At 57.5% G+C, this 17,204-nt stretch carries 14 protein-coding genes; 10 read left to right on the plus strand and 4 right to left on the minus strand.

What is annotated here, in order from left to right; all coding sequences use genetic code 11:
• Positions 1–64 precede the first annotated feature (64 nt).
• Complete coding sequence (locus AS89_RS0102910) at positions 65–742, minus strand: type 1 glutamine amidotransferase domain-containing protein (protein WP_010130824.1); 678 nt, start codon at positions 740–742, stop codon at positions 65–67.
• A gap of 182 nt (positions 743–924) precedes the next feature.
• Here AS89_RS0102910 and metH point away from each other — a divergent pair, with 182 nt between their 5' ends.
• A complete protein-coding gene (gene metH / locus AS89_RS0102915) occupies positions 925–4,620 on the plus strand; it encodes a methionine synthase (protein ID WP_010130825.1) in 3,696 nt (1,231 codons plus the stop codon).
• 118 nt (positions 4,621–4,738) lie between these two features.
• Positions 4,739–4,963: a DUF2970 domain-containing protein gene (locus AS89_RS0102920; RefSeq protein WP_010130826.1), complete on the plus strand. Its 225-nt coding sequence runs from the start codon at positions 4,739–4,741 to the stop codon at positions 4,961–4,963.
• Between the two features lie 156 nt (positions 4,964–5,119).
• Here AS89_RS0102920 and AS89_RS19010 read toward each other — a convergent pair whose 3' ends face one another.
• Positions 5,120–5,254 carry a hypothetical protein gene (locus AS89_RS19010; protein WP_257787922.1) on the minus strand — a complete coding sequence of 45 codons (135 nt, stop codon included), beginning with the start codon at positions 5,252–5,254 and terminating at the stop codon, positions 5,120–5,122.
• A gap of 294 nt (positions 5,255–5,548) precedes the next feature.
• On the opposite strand from AS89_RS19010, the gene AS89_RS0102930 reads away from it, so the two are divergent.
• From AS89_RS0102930 to AS89_RS0102940, 3 genes are all read left to right on the plus strand, one after another.
• A complete protein-coding gene (locus tag AS89_RS0102930) occupies positions 5,549–7,213 on the plus strand; it encodes a nitrite/sulfite reductase (protein WP_010130828.1) in 1,665 nt (554 codons plus the stop codon).
• Complete coding sequence (locus tag AS89_RS0102935; RefSeq protein ID WP_010130829.1) at positions 7,197–7,772, plus strand: DUF934 domain-containing protein; 576 nt, start codon at positions 7,197–7,199, stop codon at positions 7,770–7,772. The genes AS89_RS0102930 and AS89_RS0102935 overlap by 17 nt, the downstream gene beginning before the upstream one ends.
• 146 nt (positions 7,773–7,918) lie before the next feature.
• Positions 7,919–9,061 carry a mechanosensitive ion channel family protein gene (locus tag AS89_RS0102940; protein ID WP_010130830.1) on the plus strand — a complete coding sequence of 381 codons (1,143 nt, stop codon included), beginning with the start codon at positions 7,919–7,921 and terminating at the stop codon, positions 9,059–9,061.
• On the opposite strand, the gene AS89_RS0102945 is transcribed toward AS89_RS0102940, so the two are convergent.
• Positions 9,054–10,274: a CaiB/BaiF CoA transferase family protein gene (locus AS89_RS0102945; RefSeq protein WP_010130831.1), complete on the minus strand. Its 1,221-nt coding sequence runs from the start codon at positions 10,272–10,274 to the stop codon at positions 9,054–9,056. The genes AS89_RS0102940 and AS89_RS0102945 overlap by 8 nt on opposite strands.
• A 294-nt stretch (positions 10,275–10,568) precedes the next feature.
• Between AS89_RS0102945 and AS89_RS0102950 the strand changes: the two genes are divergently transcribed.
• Positions 10,569–10,919 (plus strand): DUF962 domain-containing protein, encoded by a 351-nt coding sequence (locus AS89_RS0102950; protein WP_010130832.1) that lies wholly within the window; start codon positions 10,569–10,571, stop codon positions 10,917–10,919.
• 17 nt (positions 10,920–10,936) lie between these two features.
• Here AS89_RS0102950 and AS89_RS0102955 read toward each other — a convergent pair whose 3' ends face one another.
• The gene (locus AS89_RS0102955) at positions 10,937–12,370 is read right to left on the minus strand and encodes a TyrR/PhhR family helix-turn-helix DNA-binding protein (protein WP_033229852.1); all 1,434 of its coding nucleotides are present in this window, start codon (positions 12,368–12,370) and stop codon (positions 10,937–10,939) included.
• A gap of 217 nt (positions 12,371–12,587) precedes the next feature.
• Between AS89_RS0102955 and phhA the strand changes: the two genes are divergently transcribed.
• The 4 genes from phhA (at position 12,588) to AS89_RS0102975 (ending at position 17,199) form a co-directional block, all read left to right on the plus strand.
• Positions 12,588–13,385 carry a phenylalanine 4-monooxygenase gene (phhA, locus tag AS89_RS0102960; RefSeq protein ID WP_010130834.1) on the plus strand — a complete coding sequence of 266 codons (798 nt, stop codon included), beginning with the start codon at positions 12,588–12,590 and terminating at the stop codon, positions 13,383–13,385.
• 289 nt (positions 13,386–13,674) lie between these two features.
• Positions 13,675–14,145, plus strand: a complete 471-nt coding sequence (locus AS89_RS0102965) for an Lrp/AsnC family transcriptional regulator (RefSeq protein WP_010130835.1) — start codon at positions 13,675–13,677, stop codon at positions 14,143–14,145.
• Between the two features lie 72 nt (positions 14,146–14,217).
• Positions 14,218–15,882, plus strand: a complete 1,665-nt coding sequence (locus tag AS89_RS0102970; protein ID WP_010130836.1) for an aminotransferase class V-fold PLP-dependent enzyme — start codon at positions 14,218–14,220, stop codon at positions 15,880–15,882.
• 147 nt (positions 15,883–16,029) lie between these two features.
• A complete protein-coding gene (locus AS89_RS0102975; protein WP_010130838.1) occupies positions 16,030–17,199 on the plus strand; it encodes a cation:proton antiporter in 1,170 nt (389 codons plus the stop codon).
• Positions 17,200–17,204: the final 5 nt, after the last annotated feature.

Consider the following 17,204-nt stretch of genomic DNA (forward strand, 5'->3'; position numbering starts at 1 on the left):
GTCGGGTATTCTACGCGCTAATCCCCGCAAGTAAAGCCGGCCACACCGTCACTCTTGGCGCAGATCAGGCAAGTGCCCCCAACAGCGCGCGCGCTGTGGCCTCCGAAGAGGCGGGGTTCTGACCCATGATCAGCAATCCGTCAGTGGTGACATGGCTTTGCCAGTCATCGGTCTTGGAGTAGTCGGCCCCATTCTGCTTCAGCATGTCTTCCACCAGGAATGGGACCACATCGGTCAGGCCGACCCCCTCCTCTTCGCTGTTGCTGAACCCGGTAGCCTTGCGGCCCTTAACCAGCGGGTCACCGTGGGAATCCACGGTATGGCGAAACACCGCCGGTGCGTGGCACACCGCACCCACAGGCTTGTCCGAGCGATAGAAGCCCTGAATAAGCGCTATGGAGCGCTGGTCCTCGGCCAGGTCCCACAGGGGACCGTGACCGCCGGGATAAAACAGCGCGTCGTAGCCCTCCACATCAACTTCATCCAGGGATTTGGTATTCGCAAGCGCCTGCTGCGCCAAACCGTCACTCTTGAAGCGGCGTGTGGCCAGGGTCTGCGCATCGTCCGCGTCGCTCTTCGGGTCGATGGGCGGCTGACCGCCTTTCGGCGAGGCCAGTGTGATATCTGCCCCCGCATCCACAAATACATAATACGGAGCGGCGAACTCCTCGAGCCAGAAGCCGGTTTTTTGCCCGGTATCTCCCAGTTGGTCGTGGGAGGTCAACACCATCAGTATCTTCACGCGCGTCTCCTCATGCCATGTCATGCCGTGCTGTGAGCCATCTGAGTGTAGCTCGGTAGCGCTATAACCTTTTGTTTGATCAGCATAAAAACAGGATCTTACCAAGTGACCAGAAAGCCGATGTAAGGGGGTATCTGTGCTAATATTGCCGCCCTTTTGATCCCTGGTTTAAGGAAAATCCGATGTCTGAGCAGTCCCGCGATCAACGCCTGAAGCAGTTATACGCCGCCCTGGGTGAGCGCATCCTGATTCTGGACGGTGCTATGGGCACCATGATTCAGCGGGCCAAGCTGGAAGAAGCCGACTACCGCGGTGCCCGCTTTGCCGACTACCCTTCCGACATCAAGGGCAACAACGACCTGTTGGTCCTGACCCAGCCCGATTTGATCGAACGCATTCACGGGGAATACCTGGAAGCCGGCGCGGACATTATTGAAACCAACACCTTCAACGCCACCCGCCTGTCGCAATCCGATTACGACATGGAAGACCTGGTGCCGGAGCTCAACCGCGTCGCGGCCGAAGTCGCAAGGCGCGCGGCCGACCAGTATTCCACGCCGGAGAAACCCCGCTACGTGGCTGGCGTACTCGGCCCTACCTCGCGGACCGCGAGCATCTCACCGGACGTCAACGATCCCGGTGCCCGCAACGTCACCTTCAACGAGCTGGTCGAGAACTACATCGAGTCCACCAACGCGCTGATCGATGGTGGGTCCGATATCATCCTGATCGAAACTATTTTCGACACCCTGAACGCCAAGGCGGCGATTTACGCCGTGCAGGAAGTGTTCGAACAGCGCGGCTTCGAACTGCCGATCATGATTTCCGGCACCATAACCGACGCCTCCGGGCGTACCTTGTCGGGCCAGACCACCGAAGCGTTCTACTACTCCGTTGCCCACGCCAAGCCCATCTCGGTGGGCCTTAACTGTGCCCTGGGCGCGTCCGAACTGCGCCCCTACGTCGAAGCACTGTCTGGCGTCTGTGCGGAACACGTCTCCGCGCATCCGAATGCCGGCCTGCCCAATGAGTTCGGTGAGTACGATGAGACGCCGGCAGAAACCGCAGCCGTGGTCTCTGAATTCGCCCGCGCCGGCTTCCTGAACATTCTTGGCGGCTGCTGTGGTACCACACCCCACCATATCCGCGCGATCGCCGACGCGGTTGCCGATGTGGCACCGCGCAAACTGCCCGAAATCAAACCTGCGCTGCGCCTGTCTGGCCTTGAGCCCTATGTGGCCGACGAAAACGCCCTGTTCGTGAACGTTGGTGAACGCTGCAATGTCACCGGTTCCGCACGCTTTAAACGCCTGATCATGGAAGAGGATTACGATACCGCCCTGCAGATCGCCGCAACCCAGGTAGAAGACGGCGCTCAGGTGATCGACTTCAACATGGATGAGGCGATGCTGGATTCGGAAGCGGCAATGCGTCGCTTCCTCAATCTGTGCGCGACCGAGCCGGATATCGCCAAGGTGCCGTTTATGGTCGACTCCTCCAAGTGGGAGGTGATTGAGGCCGGCTTGCAGTGCATCCAGGGCAAGCCCATCGTGAACTCCATCAGCCTTAAGGAAGGTGAAGAGGAGTTTATCGAGAAAGCGCGCTTGTGCTTGCGCTACGGTGCCGCCGTTGTGGTAATGGCATTTGACGAAACCGGACAGGCCGACACCTTTGAACGCAAGGTGGAGATCTGTAAACGCAGCTACGACGTGCTGGTAAATACGGTGGGCTTCAACCCCACGGATATCGTTTTCGACCCGAACATTTTTGCCGTGGCCACCGGTATCGAAGAGCACAACAACTATGCGGTGGACTTTATCGAAGCCACCCGCTGGATCCGCAAAAACCTGCCTGGTGCCAACGTGTCCGGTGGTGTTTCCAACGTATCCTTTTCGTTCCGTGGCAATAACCCAGTGCGCGAAGCCATCCACTCGGTATTCCTCTACCACGCAGTAAAAGCCGGGATGAACATGGGCATCGTGAATGCTGGCATGTTGGAAGTCTACAGCGACCTGCCCGATGAGCTGCGGGACAAAGTCGAAGATGTCATCCTGAACCGCAACGACAACGCCACCGAAGCACTGCTGGATATCGCGGAAAAATACCGCGGTGATGGCAGCGCCGCCGAGCGCAAGGAAGACCTGGCATGGCGCGAGTGGCCGGTAAGAAAGCGTCTCGAGCATGCGCTGGTAAAAGGGATTAATAACTTTATCGAGGAAGACACCGAGGAAGCCCGCGCGGCCTCGACACGTCCTCTGGACGTGATCGAAGGACCGTTGATGGACGGTATGAATGTGGTCGGCGACCTGTTTGGCGAGGGCAAGATGTTCCTGCCGCAGGTGGTGAAATCTGCCCGTGTCATGAAGCAGGCCGTAGCCTACCTGCAGCCTTACATCGAAGCGGAAAAAACCGCCGACAGCAAACCCAACGGCCGCATCCTGATGGCCACGGTAAAGGGTGATGTGCACGATATCGGCAAGAACATCGTCGGCGTGGTACTCGCGTGTAATAACTTTGAAGTGGTCGACCTGGGTGTCATGGTGCCCGCGGAAACCATTCTGCAAACGGCGAAAGAAAAGCAGTGCGATATCATCGGCCTTTCCGGCCTGATCACCCCATCACTGGATGAAATGGTACACGTTGCCGCCGAGATGGAGCGCCAGGAGTTTGATATTCCGCTGATGATTGGCGGTGCCACCACCTCCAAGGCGCACACCGCGGTAAAAATCGAACCGCAGTTCAAGCGCAACCAAGTGGTTTACGTCGCCGATGCGTCCCGCGCTGTCGGCGTAGCCAGCAACCTGCTGTCGGATGAGCTGCGCCCCGGCTTTGTACAGGGCGTAAAGGATGAATACGTAAAAGTGCGCGAGCGCACCGCGAACCGCAAACGCAACGATCCGCGCCTGAGCTATGCGAAAGCACTGGAAGCAGGCCCGCAGTTCGACTGGAAGAACTTCACCCCTGCCATTCCGAATAAGCCAGGCCTGACCGTGCTGGATGACTTCCCGCTGGAAAAGCTGGTGGACACCATCGACTGGACCCCATTCTTTATTTCCTGGGATCTGGCCGGTAAATACCCGGCTATTTTGAACGATTCAGTGGTCGGCGAAGCCGCCACCGACCTGTTCAAGAATGCGCAAACCATGCTCGCCGATATCATCGAGAACAAGCGACTGAAAGCCCGCGCCGTATTTGGCCTGTGGCCCGCCAATGCCGATGGCGATGACATTGTCGTATACACCGATGAGAGCCGCAGCGCAGAACGTGCGCGCCTGCATCAGATGCGCCAACAGGTATTGAAACGCGGTGGCGATGGATTCTGCCGCTCACTGGCAGACTTTGTTGCCCCGGTTGGCTCCGGTGTCGCGGATTATGTCGGTGGCTTTGCTGTGACCACCGGTATCGGCGCCGACGAGCTTGCCGCCGAATACGAAGCCAAGCACGACGACTACAGCGCGATCATGGTAAAAGCCTTGGCCGATCGCCTGGCCGAGTCTTTCGCCGAGTACCTGCACCGCGAGGTGCGTAAAGAGCACTGGGGCTATCAGGCCGAAGAAGCACTGAGTAATGAAGAGCTGATCAAGGAAGCCTACAGCGGCATCCGCCCCGCCCCCGGCTACCCGGCCTGCCCGGACCACACCGAGAAGGCCACGCTGTTCAAACTGCTGAGTGCGGACGATAATGCCGGTATCGAATTAACTTCCAGCTTTGCCATGATGCCTGCCGCCGCGGTGAGCGGGCTCTACTTTGCCCACCCGGAATCCAAATATTTCAATGTCGGCAAAATATCGCATGATCAGCTGGAGAGCCTCGCCGAGCGCAAGGGTATGCCAGTAGATGAGCTGGAGCGCTGGCTGCGACCCAATCTCGAAGACTGATCAGGTAGTAGTCGAAATCGGGTCGTCGGCAGTAGCGGATGGAAAGTATCGGATGCAAATGGTTCCGATAAAAACTATTGAAAGGAAAATACGCGTTCGCTGGAAAAAGGAATCCGGTATGAATCACACCGACGACAAAGATCAGCAGCAGAAACCATCGTTCGGCCAGGTGGTGCTCAGCACCCTGGCTGCAGCGGTGGGCGTGCAATCGGATAAGAATCGCGAAAGGGACTTCAAGGCAGGCAGCTTTAAGGCCTACATTGCTGCAGGCATTATCTTCACTGCCGTATTTGTGGCCGTGCTGGTTCTGGTAGTGAAAACAGTGCTGAGCAATATGGGGTAAACCCAAATCGCGCCGCGACTCAGCCTACCAGGCAATCGCTACCCTACTATCACCGCCCTACTATCACCACCCTACTCCACACCGGTCGATCACCGGGAGAACGCCGGCAAACAATCGGTGCGAAGTGGGGCTAGCGCGGCAAGGAGAGAACTGGAATCAGCCCTGCGAGGCAACCCAATACACGCAGGTTGCAACGAATATGGCCACCAGGGCCACCGCCGCAATGGCGTCTACAGCGTTGTCGCTATCGTCGGATACAACTACTACTTCTCTTACTACTTGGTCGTTCATCGGAATACTCCGTCACTCAAGAAATCATTATTGTTTTTAAAGGTAGCAGCACCGCTAAAAAAGCGGTTTCTCAAGTAGATCAAATCCCCGCAGGCGGTGCAACTGCACGCATATTCACCAACACCAGCAACACCGGCTACTTATAACCTTCTGTTACTAAGGTAGCGAAAAAAATTGTTATTTTTTGTATAAGGCGGCTGGTATGTTATGCGCCACTCAGGGTCATAGATAGAATCCAGAAGACCCTCTGGGCGCTGTTGAGCCGGCGCAAAAATGTAATGGAATCAAGCTCTTATGTATCGATACGACGAACAGGACCACAAGCTGATCCGGGAACGGGTGGCCCAGTTTCGCGGCCAGACCGAACGCTATCTCGCCGGTGAGCTGAGCGAAGAAGAATTTTTGCCCCTGCGCCTACAAAATGGCCTGTATGTGCAGCGTCTGGCCCCCATGTTGCGCATTGCGGTGCCCTACGGGCTGATGAACAGCACCCAAGTTCGTCGCTTGGCACACATTACCCGCAAGTACGACAAGGGCTACGCCCACTTCACCACCCGCCAGAATGTACAGCTGAACTGGCCGAATCTGGAAGATGTACCGGATATCCTGGCGGAGCTGGCGGAAGTCGAGATGCACGCCGTGCAAACCAGCGGTAACTGCATCCGCAATACCACCACCGACCAGTTTGCCGGTGTCGCTGGTGATGAGCTGGTCGACCCCCGCCCCTACTGTGAGCTGATCCGTCAGTGGTCCACCTTCCATCCGGAATTCGCGTTCCTGCCACGCAAGTTCAAGATTGCGGTTTGTGGCACTGAAGAAGACCGCGCAGCGATTCGCGCCCACGATATCGGTGTGCAGATCGTTAAAAACGACCAGGGTGAGACCGGTTTCCAGGTATTTGTTGGCGGCGGCCTCGGCCGTACCCCAATCCTCGGCGTGGCCATTCGTGACTTCCTGCCAGAAACCCACCTGCTGTCGTACCTCGAAGCCATCGTGCGTGTGTACAACCAGCTGGGCCGCCGCGACAACAAGTTCAAGGCACGTATCAAAATTCTGGTAAAAGCGATGGGCCCGGAGGAATTTGCCCGCCGCGTGGAAGCGGAGTGGGAGCAAATCAAAGACGGCGCCGACGAGCTTACCGTCGAGGCCATCGAGTGGGCCAAGCGCTTCTTCCCTGAGCAACCGTATAAAACCTTCAAAGCCGGCCACGGTGAAGCCGTACTACGCGACCAGGCAGGTGACGACAAAGCGTTTGCCCGCTGGCTGGAACGCAACACCTTCCCGCATCGCGTGGAGGGCTATCAGGCGGTTACCCTAAGCACCAAGCCAACCGGAATCCCACCCGGTGACGTGACCGACCGCCAGCTGGAGGCAATCGCCGACCTCGCCGACGAATTCAGCTTCGGTGAAGTGCGCGTTACCCACGAGCAGAACGTGGTACTGGCGGATGTGGAGCAGGAAAAACTGTTCGCGCTCTGGCAAGCGGCGCGCAAACACGGCTTTGCTACGCCGAACATCGGCACCCTGACCGATATGATTTGCTGCCCGGGCGGCGACTACTGCTCCCTGGCCAATGCCAAGTCCATTCCGGTGGCGGAAGCGATCCAGCGAAAGTTCGATGACCTGGATTACCTGTACGATCTGGGCGACCTGGACCTCAACATCTCCGGATGCATGAACGCCTGTGGCCACCACCACATCGGCCATATCGGAATTCTGGGTGTCGACAAAAAAGGCGAAGAGTTCTATCAGGTTCAGCTTGGTGGCAGTGCCAACCAGGACGCCAGTCTCGGCAAGGTACTTGGCCCGAGCTTCTCCCGTGACGAAATGCCAGCAACCATCGGTAAGATCCTCGATGTGTTTGTCGAGAACCGCCAGCCGGAAGAGTTCTTTATCGATACCTACAACCGTATCGGGCTGCAGCCATTCAAGGAGCGTGTGTATGCCAAAGCCAGCTGAGAATCCCGCGGTGAAGAAACCTGTCGGTGCACAACCGGAAAACCCCGCGCAACTGATCCTTGATGGAGAAGTAGCAGACAACCAATGGAACCTGCTGCCGCTGACGGGTGAAGAACAGATTACGGCCGACAAACTCGCCGCAGGTAAAATCATCTTGCCGGCGAGCGTTTGGCTGGCATTGCGCGAAGCACTGCAGGAGCGCAAGCAAGAGATCGGTGTGTGGCTCGACAGCGATGAAACCGCTGATTTCATCGGCGAGTATGCCCGCGAACTGCCGCTCGTTGCCGTGCATTTCCCGGCATTCACCGATGGCCGTGGGTTTACCGCGGCGCGCCTGTTGCGCGAACGCTATGGCTTCAAGGGCGAGCTGCGCGCGGTCGGAAACTTTATCCGCGACCAGCTCACTTACCTGACCCGCTGCGGCTTTAACGCTTTTGCATTTCAGGGTGCGCAGCCGCTGACCAAGCTTATCGACTCATTGCAGGACTTCAGCGATAGCTATCAAGCCACTGTTGATCAACCAAAGCCTATCTTTCGCCGCCGCGCACTGGCGAGCTAAAACTTCCCGCTCGAGCCGGCACCCTCTCGCGGTGCCGGCTATCTTCTGTATACCAGCACTCCCGTATAATCTCCTTGAGTGACACCCTCACCCTGTAGGAGACTATTCCGTAACATCCTGCATGACTTGAATGGAAATGGGTCCGCATGAGTTCAACACCTCCAGAAAACCAAACGGCAGCTGTCGGCGACTGGTTGCCAAAGCAGTTACAGCCGGCCATGGACATGCTGGCCGCCCACCCGCTGCTTGGTGCTGCTGCGATCTTCGTTTCTGCGATGATTCTCGCGATACTGTGCCGAATAGTGATATTCCGCCAATTGCGCCGTTGGCTGCCTCAAGATGGGGGCGGCCCGGGCTCACGGCTGCTTACGGAATTACAGCGCCCGGTATTTACGACCATTGTCTGCCTGGGACTTATTGTTGCGTGCCGGCTAGCGCTACCCGATAGCAGCCGTGTGCTTACCAACTTGTTGGCTACCGTAGTACTGGTGAGCTGGATGCTTACCCTATTCCAACATTGCGGCACTTTATTGGAACTGATGAGCAATCGTTCATCACGCTTCGCGCTCATCGATCACCGCGCCCTGCCGCTGCTCGATCTGACCTGCAAGATGCTGGTCATCCTGTTTGGTAGTTACCTGTTGCTTCTGGTGTGGGGCATCAACCCACTCGGCTGGCTGGCATCCGCTGGCGTCATCGGTATCGCCGTGGGCTTTGCCGCGAAAGATACGCTGGCGAACTTGTTCTCCGGCTTTTTTATTCTTGCGGATGCGCCTTACAAAATTGGTGATTATGTGAATCTCGATGCGGGTGAGCGCGGCAGAGTTACGCACATCGGCCTGCGCAGCACCCGCATACTGACGCGGGATGATGTGGAGATTACCCTGCCCAATTCGTTAATTGCCGCTGGCAAAATCATCAATGAAAGTGGTGGCCCCAGCTCTTCCATCCGCGTCACCATTGCGGTGGGGGTTGCCTATGGCTCCGACGCCGAGCAGGTATGCGACATTTTGCACGGCGTAGCCGTACAACACCCCGATCTCGTATCCAACCCGGAACCGCGCGTGCGCATGCGCCAGTTTGGCGCATCCAGCCTCGACTTTGACCTGCTGGTATGGATCTCCATGCCAGAAGAGCGCGGGCGCATCCGGCATGAGTTGCTCGTCAGCATCTACAAGGCGCTGGCCGAGAACCAGGTAGAAATCCCCTACTCGAAGCAGGACATTTATATTCGGGAGTGGCCCACGGCACCGGGCACGCCCGAGCCGGTCGACGACAACGCTAAATGACTCCAGCGGCGCGCAGGCGCTCAATTTCTTCGGCGTCTTTGTCGAGTTTGCGCAACACCTCGGCGGTATGCTCGCCCAGTACCGGCGGGCCCTGTTCATACGCCAGCGGTGATTGCGAGAATACCAGGGGATTTTTCACCGTACGCACCGTACCCGCCCGCGGGTGCTGCTGGTCCACGACCATGCCGCGGGCCTGCACCTGCGGATCGGCAAAGACCTGCGCCAAATCATTGATTGGCCCGCAGGGCACGTGCGCGTCGCTGAGTTTCTCCAGCCACCAGGCGGCCGGCTTGGTAGCGGTTGTGGCCTCTACCAATGGGACGAGGGTCGCTCGCGCCTTTACCCGACCTTGGTTTGTGGCATAAGCAGGATCTTGCGCAACCTCATCCAGACCCGCAATTTGGCAAAACTTCTGGAACTGCGTGTCGTTGCCTACTGCCAGCATGAAGTAGCCATCGCTTGCCGGAACAGCCTGATAGGGAACGATATTTGGATGCGCGGTACCCTGGCGCTCGGGGCTGGTACCGGATACCAGATAATTCTGCGCCTGGTTCGCCAGCCAGGCGACCTGAGTATCCAGCAAGGCCAGGTCGATATGCTGCCCCTCGCCGGTTTGCTCCCGGTGCACCGCTGCCGCGAGGATGCCGGACACCGCATACATCCCGGTCATCAGATCCGCCACGGCGACACCAACCTTCTGCGGCCCCGCCCCCGGTTGCCCTTCCGGAACCCCGGTAATACTCATCAACCCCCCCATGCCCTGGATCATGGCGTCGTAGCCGGCGCGCTGGGCGTAAGGGCCTGTCTGACCAAACCCGGTGATAGAGCAATAGATAATGCGCGGGTTAATCGCGCGTATCGATGGATAATCCAGGCCGTATTTCGCCAGCCCACCCACCTTGTAGTTCTCCAGCAAAACATCGCATTGCTGGACAAGTTCCTTAATGAGCGCCTGCCCCTCGGGTTTGGTGATATCCACCGTTATGGACTTTTTGCCGCGGTTGGCGCTCAAGTAGTAGGCTGCATCCGCAGTGTCATTGCCTTCGGCGTCCTGCAAATAGGGAGGGCCCCAATGGCGGGTGTCGTCGCCCTTGCCGGGACGCTCGATCTTGATGACCTCTGCGCCAAAGTCCGCCAACACTTGGCTGGCCCAGGGGCCAGCAAGAATTCGACTCAAGTCGAGAACCTTGAGGTGAGATAACGGGCCCGACATAAAACTTCCTTATGTTTCCGCGCTGGCAGCTCTGCACTGCCCCAAAAAGTGATCACAAATTGAATCGCAAGGTTATCAGATTTAGTACCCAATGGTCGAAAGCCGAGAGCGAAATTTGCGCTGCACGCTTGCTGGGGGGCCAAACCTGCGCGCAAAATGCCATGTCCGTTTACCACCAGCGCAAGCGCCTGCTTGCCGTTAGAATCGGTGATGCACCAAACTCACCCCAACCAGCCCCGTATAAAAATAAACAAGAAAACGGCAAGAGAACAACAAAGGAAATAGGATAGCGAGATGGCAGACAACACTATGCAAACACCGAAAGATGAAAAAGTCAGCGAAACCCCGCGCTTTACGTCGTTCCGCGAGTTCTATCCGTTTTACCTGAACGAACACAGCAACCTCACCTGTCGCCGCCTGCACTTCGTGGGCACCGCGCTGGTCATTGGTCTGGTGATTACCGCGATCGTCAGCCGCAACTGGGCATTGCTCTGGGCGGTGCCGGTAGCGGGCTATGGCTTTGCCTGGGTTGGGCACTTCTTCTTTGAGCACAACCGCCCCGCCACTTTCAAAAACCCCTTTTACTCCCTGTGGGGGGATTTTGTGATGTTCAAGGACATCCTGATCGGCAAAATCGAACGCTGAGCCCCGTGAGGGCTCGTCTAGTGCGCCAACAACTTGTACTTGCGCAATTTGTTGGCCACAGCCGTATGTGAAATACCCAGCGGCCGTGCAAGCGCGCGGCTGGAACGCTGGGCGGGAGGCAGACTCTCGAGCAGCTCTGCAAGAATACTGCGCTCTACCTTTTCCAGCTGTTCGGCCAGTGTTAAGCCCTTGCCCCACTCGTGCCACGGCAGCACGGTTGCACTGACCGCTTCCGGAAAGTCCTCGCTAGCCAGCACACTCCCCCCGCGCGCACGCATGTGCGCCAGCGCCGATTCAATCTGCTGGGCGAGCCCGGTGAAGTTTGTCGGCCAATCCGAGCGTTTTAACAGATCCACTACCTCGTGGAACCTCTCGGCTCCCTCTTGATCACCTAGATCACTGAACTCAGGCAGACCCTCACCAGGCGCCACCTGAGACAGGATCAGTCGCACAAATCGCTCGAGAGAGGGACGCATAGTGCGCAAGGTGGGCAACTGGATATGCTGGCTCGCAAAGCATTGCTGAAGCACAGGCAGCAAGGTAGAGACTACGGTGACGGTAACCATCAGCCGCGGCCCAAATCGGGTGCGCAACAGGCTTTCCGCCAATTGACGCTGCACATCCGCCGGCGCCAGGTCCAGGTCATCGAGTAATACCACGGTGTCTGCGGGAAGTGCGGCGAGGCGATGCATTCCGTCTGTGTCCAGCAACTCACCTCGGCAGCGGTAAACCTCCCCGCCCTCCGCCAGCGGACACAGGTAGTACGCCGCCTGCAAAAATGTCGTCTTGCCGCTGCCACGCTCACCACTTACCAGCAAAGGCGCGTGCAATGGAGCCATTTCCTGCAGGCGCAGGCAACAGGCACGGCGCGCGTCCAGATCCCAGAGTACCTGCGGTGTGGGCGGCAGCCGTTCAGGAAGCGCATCTTTATCCGGTGCGGCCGCGTGCAAGGTCAACACCGCACCAGCGAGCGACGCCGGCCCAGCCGAGCTGTCATCCACGGTAATTGGCGACCAGTCGAGGGTGTACGATTTGCCACGCACAGATACCGGGAAACCGTAACGGGGTGCAGTAAGGCCACGCAGCAGCTCCTCCAGCTGGAGCTTTGGTAAGAAGCGCTGCAGCTGCATCCCCGGAACCTGCCCCTCATTGACGCCGAATGCGCGGGCGGCAGCAAGGTTTGCGGCGATAATCCGCCCTGCACTATCCACCGACAGCACCGGGTAGGACACATGCCGCAGCAAGGTATCCAGCTCGAAGTGGCGCCGCTCGGAGGGGATTAAGGCGATACGGCGGACCCTCTGCACCCCGGGAACCTGCTGCAACGACTTCTCGATTGACTGAAACTGGGCCAGCAGCAGCCCAGGCGCCCACAGGTAAACCTTGTCCCCGCTGTCGCCGCCAATCTCGCCAGTGCGTACATTCACGCGGAAATCGGCAAAAATTGCCATGATTTCCTGCAAGATACCCACTCGGTCGCTACACGTAATCTCTACTCTCATGCCCCAAATGTAAACTTATCTTTACAAAAAGTGTAGCCAGTCAGCCCCATAGGTGCGCTTTTTCGCTCGGTCTGCCCTGCCACCCCGCCACTCTCGTGTCTAAGAATAAAAGGACGATAACAACAGAACTGGCGGCAAACTGTGACCGCCAACCGCGGAGATAGTCATGAGCAGCAAAAAGCCCAGCAAGTACGTGGCCCGTGAACCCGACGCTGAGGGTTTCATTGAATACACCGAGCTTGAGCACCAAACATGGCAGCGCCTGATCGAGAGACAGCTGCAGATTATCCCTGGCCGCGCCTGTGATGAGTACATGCATGGTCTCGAACTGCTGGACCTGCCTGTGGACCGCATCCCCCAGCTGGAAGAGGTCAATCGCGTATTGCGTCAGGAAACCGGCTGGGAAACCGCGCGCGTGCCCGCGCTGATCGGCTTCGAGACTTTTTTCCGCCTGCTCTCCGAGCGTAAATTCCCGGTGGCGACCTTTATCCGCACCCCGGAAGAATTCGACTACCTGCAGGAGCCTGATATCTTCCATGAAATCTTTGGCCACTGCGCCATGCTCACCAATCCCGCATTTGCCAACTTCACCCAGAAATACGGCGAGCTGGGCCTGAACGCCAGTCCCAAAGAGCGCGGCTACCTCGCCCGTTTGTACTGGTTCACCGTCGAATTTGGACTACTAAACACCAAAGATGGCCTGCGTATTTACGGTGGCGGCATCCTCTCCTCGCCAAAGGAAACGCTTTACGCGCTGAGTGACGAGCCAGTACGCGCACCTTTCGAAGTGGTTGATACGCTGCGCACGCCCTATCGCATTGATATTGTGCAGCCCATTTACTACCTGTTAAACGACCTGCAAGACCTGCAACAACTCACCGAAATTGATTTAATGGCGCGCGTGCGCGAAGCCATGGCGGCGGGATTGTTCGAGCCGATGTTCCCGCCCAAGGAAGCGGCGTAACACGGGCCTCGCCCCAAAACAAAGTTCCAACAACCCCCCTGTTGTTTGGCCGGGCATTGCCCGGCTTTTTTGATCCTGAAAATCCTAGAGAAAATTCCACTACTAGTGCATCGATACGGAGATTATCGTTACTAACGAGTTACGGGGTACAGCAAAGGATTCTTCCAAGAGCCGCCAACGTCGGATTTCTCAGTACCCTTAAAAAGTACCGGGGTAATTTGTTGCAAGGGAGCGAGTACCGGAGCAAGCAAAGGGAATACAAACCCGATTTATGGAGCTTTGTAGAACTATGTCTTCACTCGACGCTATTGATCGACAACTTCTTGCCATCTTGCAATCTGATGTTAGCCTCTCCATCGAGGAGCTGGCCGAGCGTGTGGGCCTCACGAAGACCCCCTGCTGGCGCCGGATACAGAAGCTGGAGAAAAGCGGCATTATTCGTCGCAAGGTCGCCCTGCTGGATGCCGAGGTACTCGGCCTTCCGGTATCGGTGTTTGCACAGGTAAAAGCGAATCAGCACAGTGCTGAATGGGCCGACTCCTTTGCGCGCACAATGGCTGACCTGCCAGAAGTAGTCGAGTGCTATCGCCTTGCCGGTGACTACGATTACATCTTGCGCATCGTGGTCAGCGATGTGGCCGCCTACGACCAGTTTTACAAAAAGCTGATCGCCCACGCCGGCATTGCCGATGTGGCCTCCACGTTTGCCATGGAGCAGATCAAGAGCACCACCGAACTGCCCATACCCAGCGGCGAATGACGCCAGCTCAATGACTGATACAGCGTTGCACCCGCGGGCTCATCCCCGCGGGTGCCGTCCATTGAGGTCGCTATGAATCATTCACACTCGGGGCAAAAATTTGCATCCACCTCCGACGAGATGGAAACCTTACTGCAGCGCATTCGCGACAATGTCATCGGCGAACGCATGCCCATGCAAACCCCTTTCGGCGAACGGCCACTGATTTACGCAGACTACACGGCTTCCGGCCGCGCACTGCAGTTTGTCGAGGAGGCCATTCGCAACAGGGTCCTGCCGTGGTATGCCAACACCCATACCGAAACCTCGGCGACCGGCCGCCAGACCATGGCATTCCGCGAACAGGCGCGCAGCGCTATTCGCAAATCTGTCAATGCCAGTGACGAGCACGCGATTATTTTCTGCGGCGCGGGTGCCACTGCCGCCGTCAACCGCATGGTGGATTGCCTGGGTCTGCGGAAAGACCGCTACGGCAGCATCGGCGGAACCAGTGGGGCCATTCCCGACAGTGCGCGTCCGGTGGTATTCATCGGTCCCTATGAGCATCACTCGAACGATTTGCCCTGGCGGGAATCGGTCGCAGAAGTGGTGACCATCCCGCTCAATAGCATGGGTGCTGTTGACCTCGCTGCACTGCAGGCAGCGCTGGAACAGTACGCCGCACGTCCACTCAAAATCGGCAGCTTTTCCGCCGCATCGAACGTCACCGGTATTCGCACCGACACCGTTGCGGTCACGCGGCTTTTGCACCAGCACAATGCCCTGTCCTTCTGGGACTATGCGGCGGCCGCACCCTACGTAGACGTCGATGTACAGGGCAATGACACCCTCTCGAGCAAAGATGCATTGTTTATCTCTCCACATAAATTTGTCGGGGGCCCCGGTACACCGGGCATCCTGATCGTGCGTCGCGCTTTATTACCGGAAAACCAACCTGCGGTAACTGGTGGTGGCACCGTGTCCTGGGTCAGCCCCGGACGGCACACCTACCTGCCCGCCGGCGAGCGACGCGAGGAGGCTGGCACACCCGCTATCGTGGAATCCGTGCGCGCAGGCATGATCTTCGCACTCAAAGATCAGGTGGGCTCAGACACGATTGAAGCGCGGGAAGCCCATTGGCTTGAACGCGTTTTCGCCCGCTGGGGAAGCAATCCAAACATAGAAATCCTCGGAGGCACCAATGCGGAACGGGTAAGTATCGTGTCTTTGCATCTACTGCAGGATGGCAAGCCACTGCACTACGGTTTCGTTGTTGCGCTACTGAACGACCTGTTTGGGATTCAGGTGCGCGGTGGCTGCTCCTGTGCCGGTCCCTACGGGCACCACCTGCTCCACCTAACGGATGAGCAGAGCATCGCCATTGAAAAGCTCGTCAGTGACGGCGAAAGTATTCTGAAGCCCGGCTGGGTACGCTTGAATTTTAATTACTTCCTGGATGAGGAGACCGTGGAATACCTCATCGATGCGATTGAACTGATCGCCGAGCACGGCCACCGGATGCTGCCCTTCTATCAGTACGATACGGCCGCCGGTGTCTGGCGCTATCAGGGGCAAGCACCGGTTCCAGCATTAGAGCTTGACCTCGATCCAGGCAGTGAAGCACCAGGCAAAGTCGCGTTACCGCTGCAGGAATATCTTGCCAAGGCGCGGCAGATAATCGCGAACCCGCCCGGCGAAATCTGCGCTCAGCCAATCCTGTCGAAAGAAGGAGAAGACCTGCGCTGGTTCCAACTGTAGCGAGTGACATTTCGCGTCGGCCCTGGATCTGACCTGGCTTTAAAGCAATTGCCAGAACTCGATCTAAACCTGCCCATTGAAAACAGGTCACCACAACACAGATAATACCGGACAGAGTCATTTTCCAGTCTGCTACAAGGATGCGCAGTGCCTGAGACCTCCCTGTTCCAGTCATTTTTCCTCATATTCAGCGGCGCAGCAGTGGTTGCCTCACTGGCGTTGTGGGGACGACAGCCATTACTCGTCGCCTATATTGCCCTCGGCTGCCTGCTGGGCCCGTCGGTGTTTGGTATCGTCGACAATGTTGCGCTAATGGCAGAGATGTCGAGTATCGGCATTGTTTTCCTGCTGTTCCTGCTCGGCCTCGATATGCAACCGAAGGCCCTGATGTCGGTGCTGCGCAAGGCGACCTTTGTTGGGCTGATCAGCTGTGCAGTGTTTCTGGCTCTGGGTTACGGTATCGGTCGCGTCTTCGGCTTCACCACGATTGAGTCCTGGGTGATCGGTATGGCGATGATGTTCTCCAGTACCATCATCGGCATCAAATTACTGCCGACCACCGTCCTGCACCACAAGCACCTGGGTGAAATGATGGTTGGCCTGCTCCTGTTTCAGGATTTCGTCGCGATCACCTGCCTGATGATCCTGCTCAGTGGCAGCACCGGCTCGGTGGATTTCGCCCGCTTGGGAATTTCCTTCGCGGCACTGCCGCTACTCATTGGCTTTGCCTGGGCCGCCGTGCGCTACGTATTGCAGCCATTGCTGGCGAAGTTCGACCGCTTCCACGAGTACGTTTTTTTGCTTGCACTGGGCTGGTGCCTGGGCCTTGCGGAGCTGGCAGAAGTAGTGGGTTTATCTCGGGAGATCGGTGCTTTTATTGCGGGCATTACCCTGGCAACCAGCCCTATTTCGCAGTACATCGCACTTAGCCTAAAGCCTCTGCGCGACTTCTTCCTAATCCTGTTCTTCTTCAGCCTCGGCGCCCAGTTTCATCTGGATATGGTGCCAGAGATCGCCGTCCCCGCACTGGTCGCAGCCTCTGCGGTGCTAATTATCAAACCGGTGGTGTTCCGCTATCTGCTCGGACAACAGAGTGAACGCAAAATACTCGCCTGGGATATCGGCTTCCGGCTGGGGCAAATCAGCGAATTTTCGCTGTTGATCGCCTTTCTTGCGGCGAGCCAGCAGCTCATTGGCAGCAAGGCATCGCACCTGATTCAGGCAACCGCGATTCTCACCTTCCTGGTGTCGTCGTACATCGTTGTGCTGAACTTCCCCAATCCTATCGCGATCAAAGATCACTTGCGGCGCGACTGACCGCA

It is taken from the genome of Microbulbifer agarilyticus S89 (assembly GCF_000220505.1).
GTDB lineage: Bacteria > Pseudomonadota > Gammaproteobacteria > Pseudomonadales > Cellvibrionaceae > Microbulbifer > Microbulbifer agarilyticus_B.

What these genes read in the sequence shown, in the direction of transcription:
- AS89_RS0102950 (WP_010130832.1), top strand. Translation starts at nt 10,569, where the DNA reads ATGGCAGACAACACTATGCAAACACCGAAAGATGAAAAAGTCAGCGAA.
- AS89_RS0102955 (WP_033229852.1), bottom strand. Translation starts at nt 12,370, where the DNA reads ATGGCAATTTTTGCCGATTTCCGCGTGAATGTACGCACTGGCGAGATT.
- AS89_RS0102935 (WP_010130829.1), top strand. Translation starts at nt 7,197, where the DNA reads ATGCCAAAGCCAGCTGAGAATCCCGCGGTGAAGAAACCTGTCGGTGCA.
- AS89_RS19010 (WP_257787922.1), bottom strand. Translation starts at nt 5,254, where the DNA reads ATGAACGACCAAGTAGTAAGAGAAGTAGTAGTTGTATCCGACGATAGC.
- phhA (WP_010130834.1), top strand. Translation starts at nt 12,588, where the DNA reads ATGAGCAGCAAAAAGCCCAGCAAGTACGTGGCCCGTGAACCCGACGCT.
- AS89_RS0102945 (WP_010130831.1), bottom strand. Translation starts at nt 10,274, where the DNA reads ATGTCGGGCCCGTTATCTCACCTCAAGGTTCTCGACTTGAGTCGAATT.
- AS89_RS0102965 (WP_010130835.1), top strand. Translation starts at nt 13,675, where the DNA reads ATGTCTTCACTCGACGCTATTGATCGACAACTTCTTGCCATCTTGCAA.
- metH (WP_010130825.1), top strand. Translation starts at nt 925, where the DNA reads ATGTCTGAGCAGTCCCGCGATCAACGCCTGAAGCAGTTATACGCCGCC.
- AS89_RS0102970 (WP_010130836.1), top strand. Translation starts at nt 14,218, where the DNA reads ATGAATCATTCACACTCGGGGCAAAAATTTGCATCCACCTCCGACGAG.
- AS89_RS0102940 (WP_010130830.1), top strand. Translation starts at nt 7,919, where the DNA reads ATGAGTTCAACACCTCCAGAAAACCAAACGGCAGCTGTCGGCGACTGG.
- AS89_RS0102930 (WP_010130828.1), top strand. Translation starts at nt 5,549, where the DNA reads ATGTATCGATACGACGAACAGGACCACAAGCTGATCCGGGAACGGGTG.
- AS89_RS0102920 (WP_010130826.1), top strand. Translation starts at nt 4,739, where the DNA reads ATGAATCACACCGACGACAAAGATCAGCAGCAGAAACCATCGTTCGGC.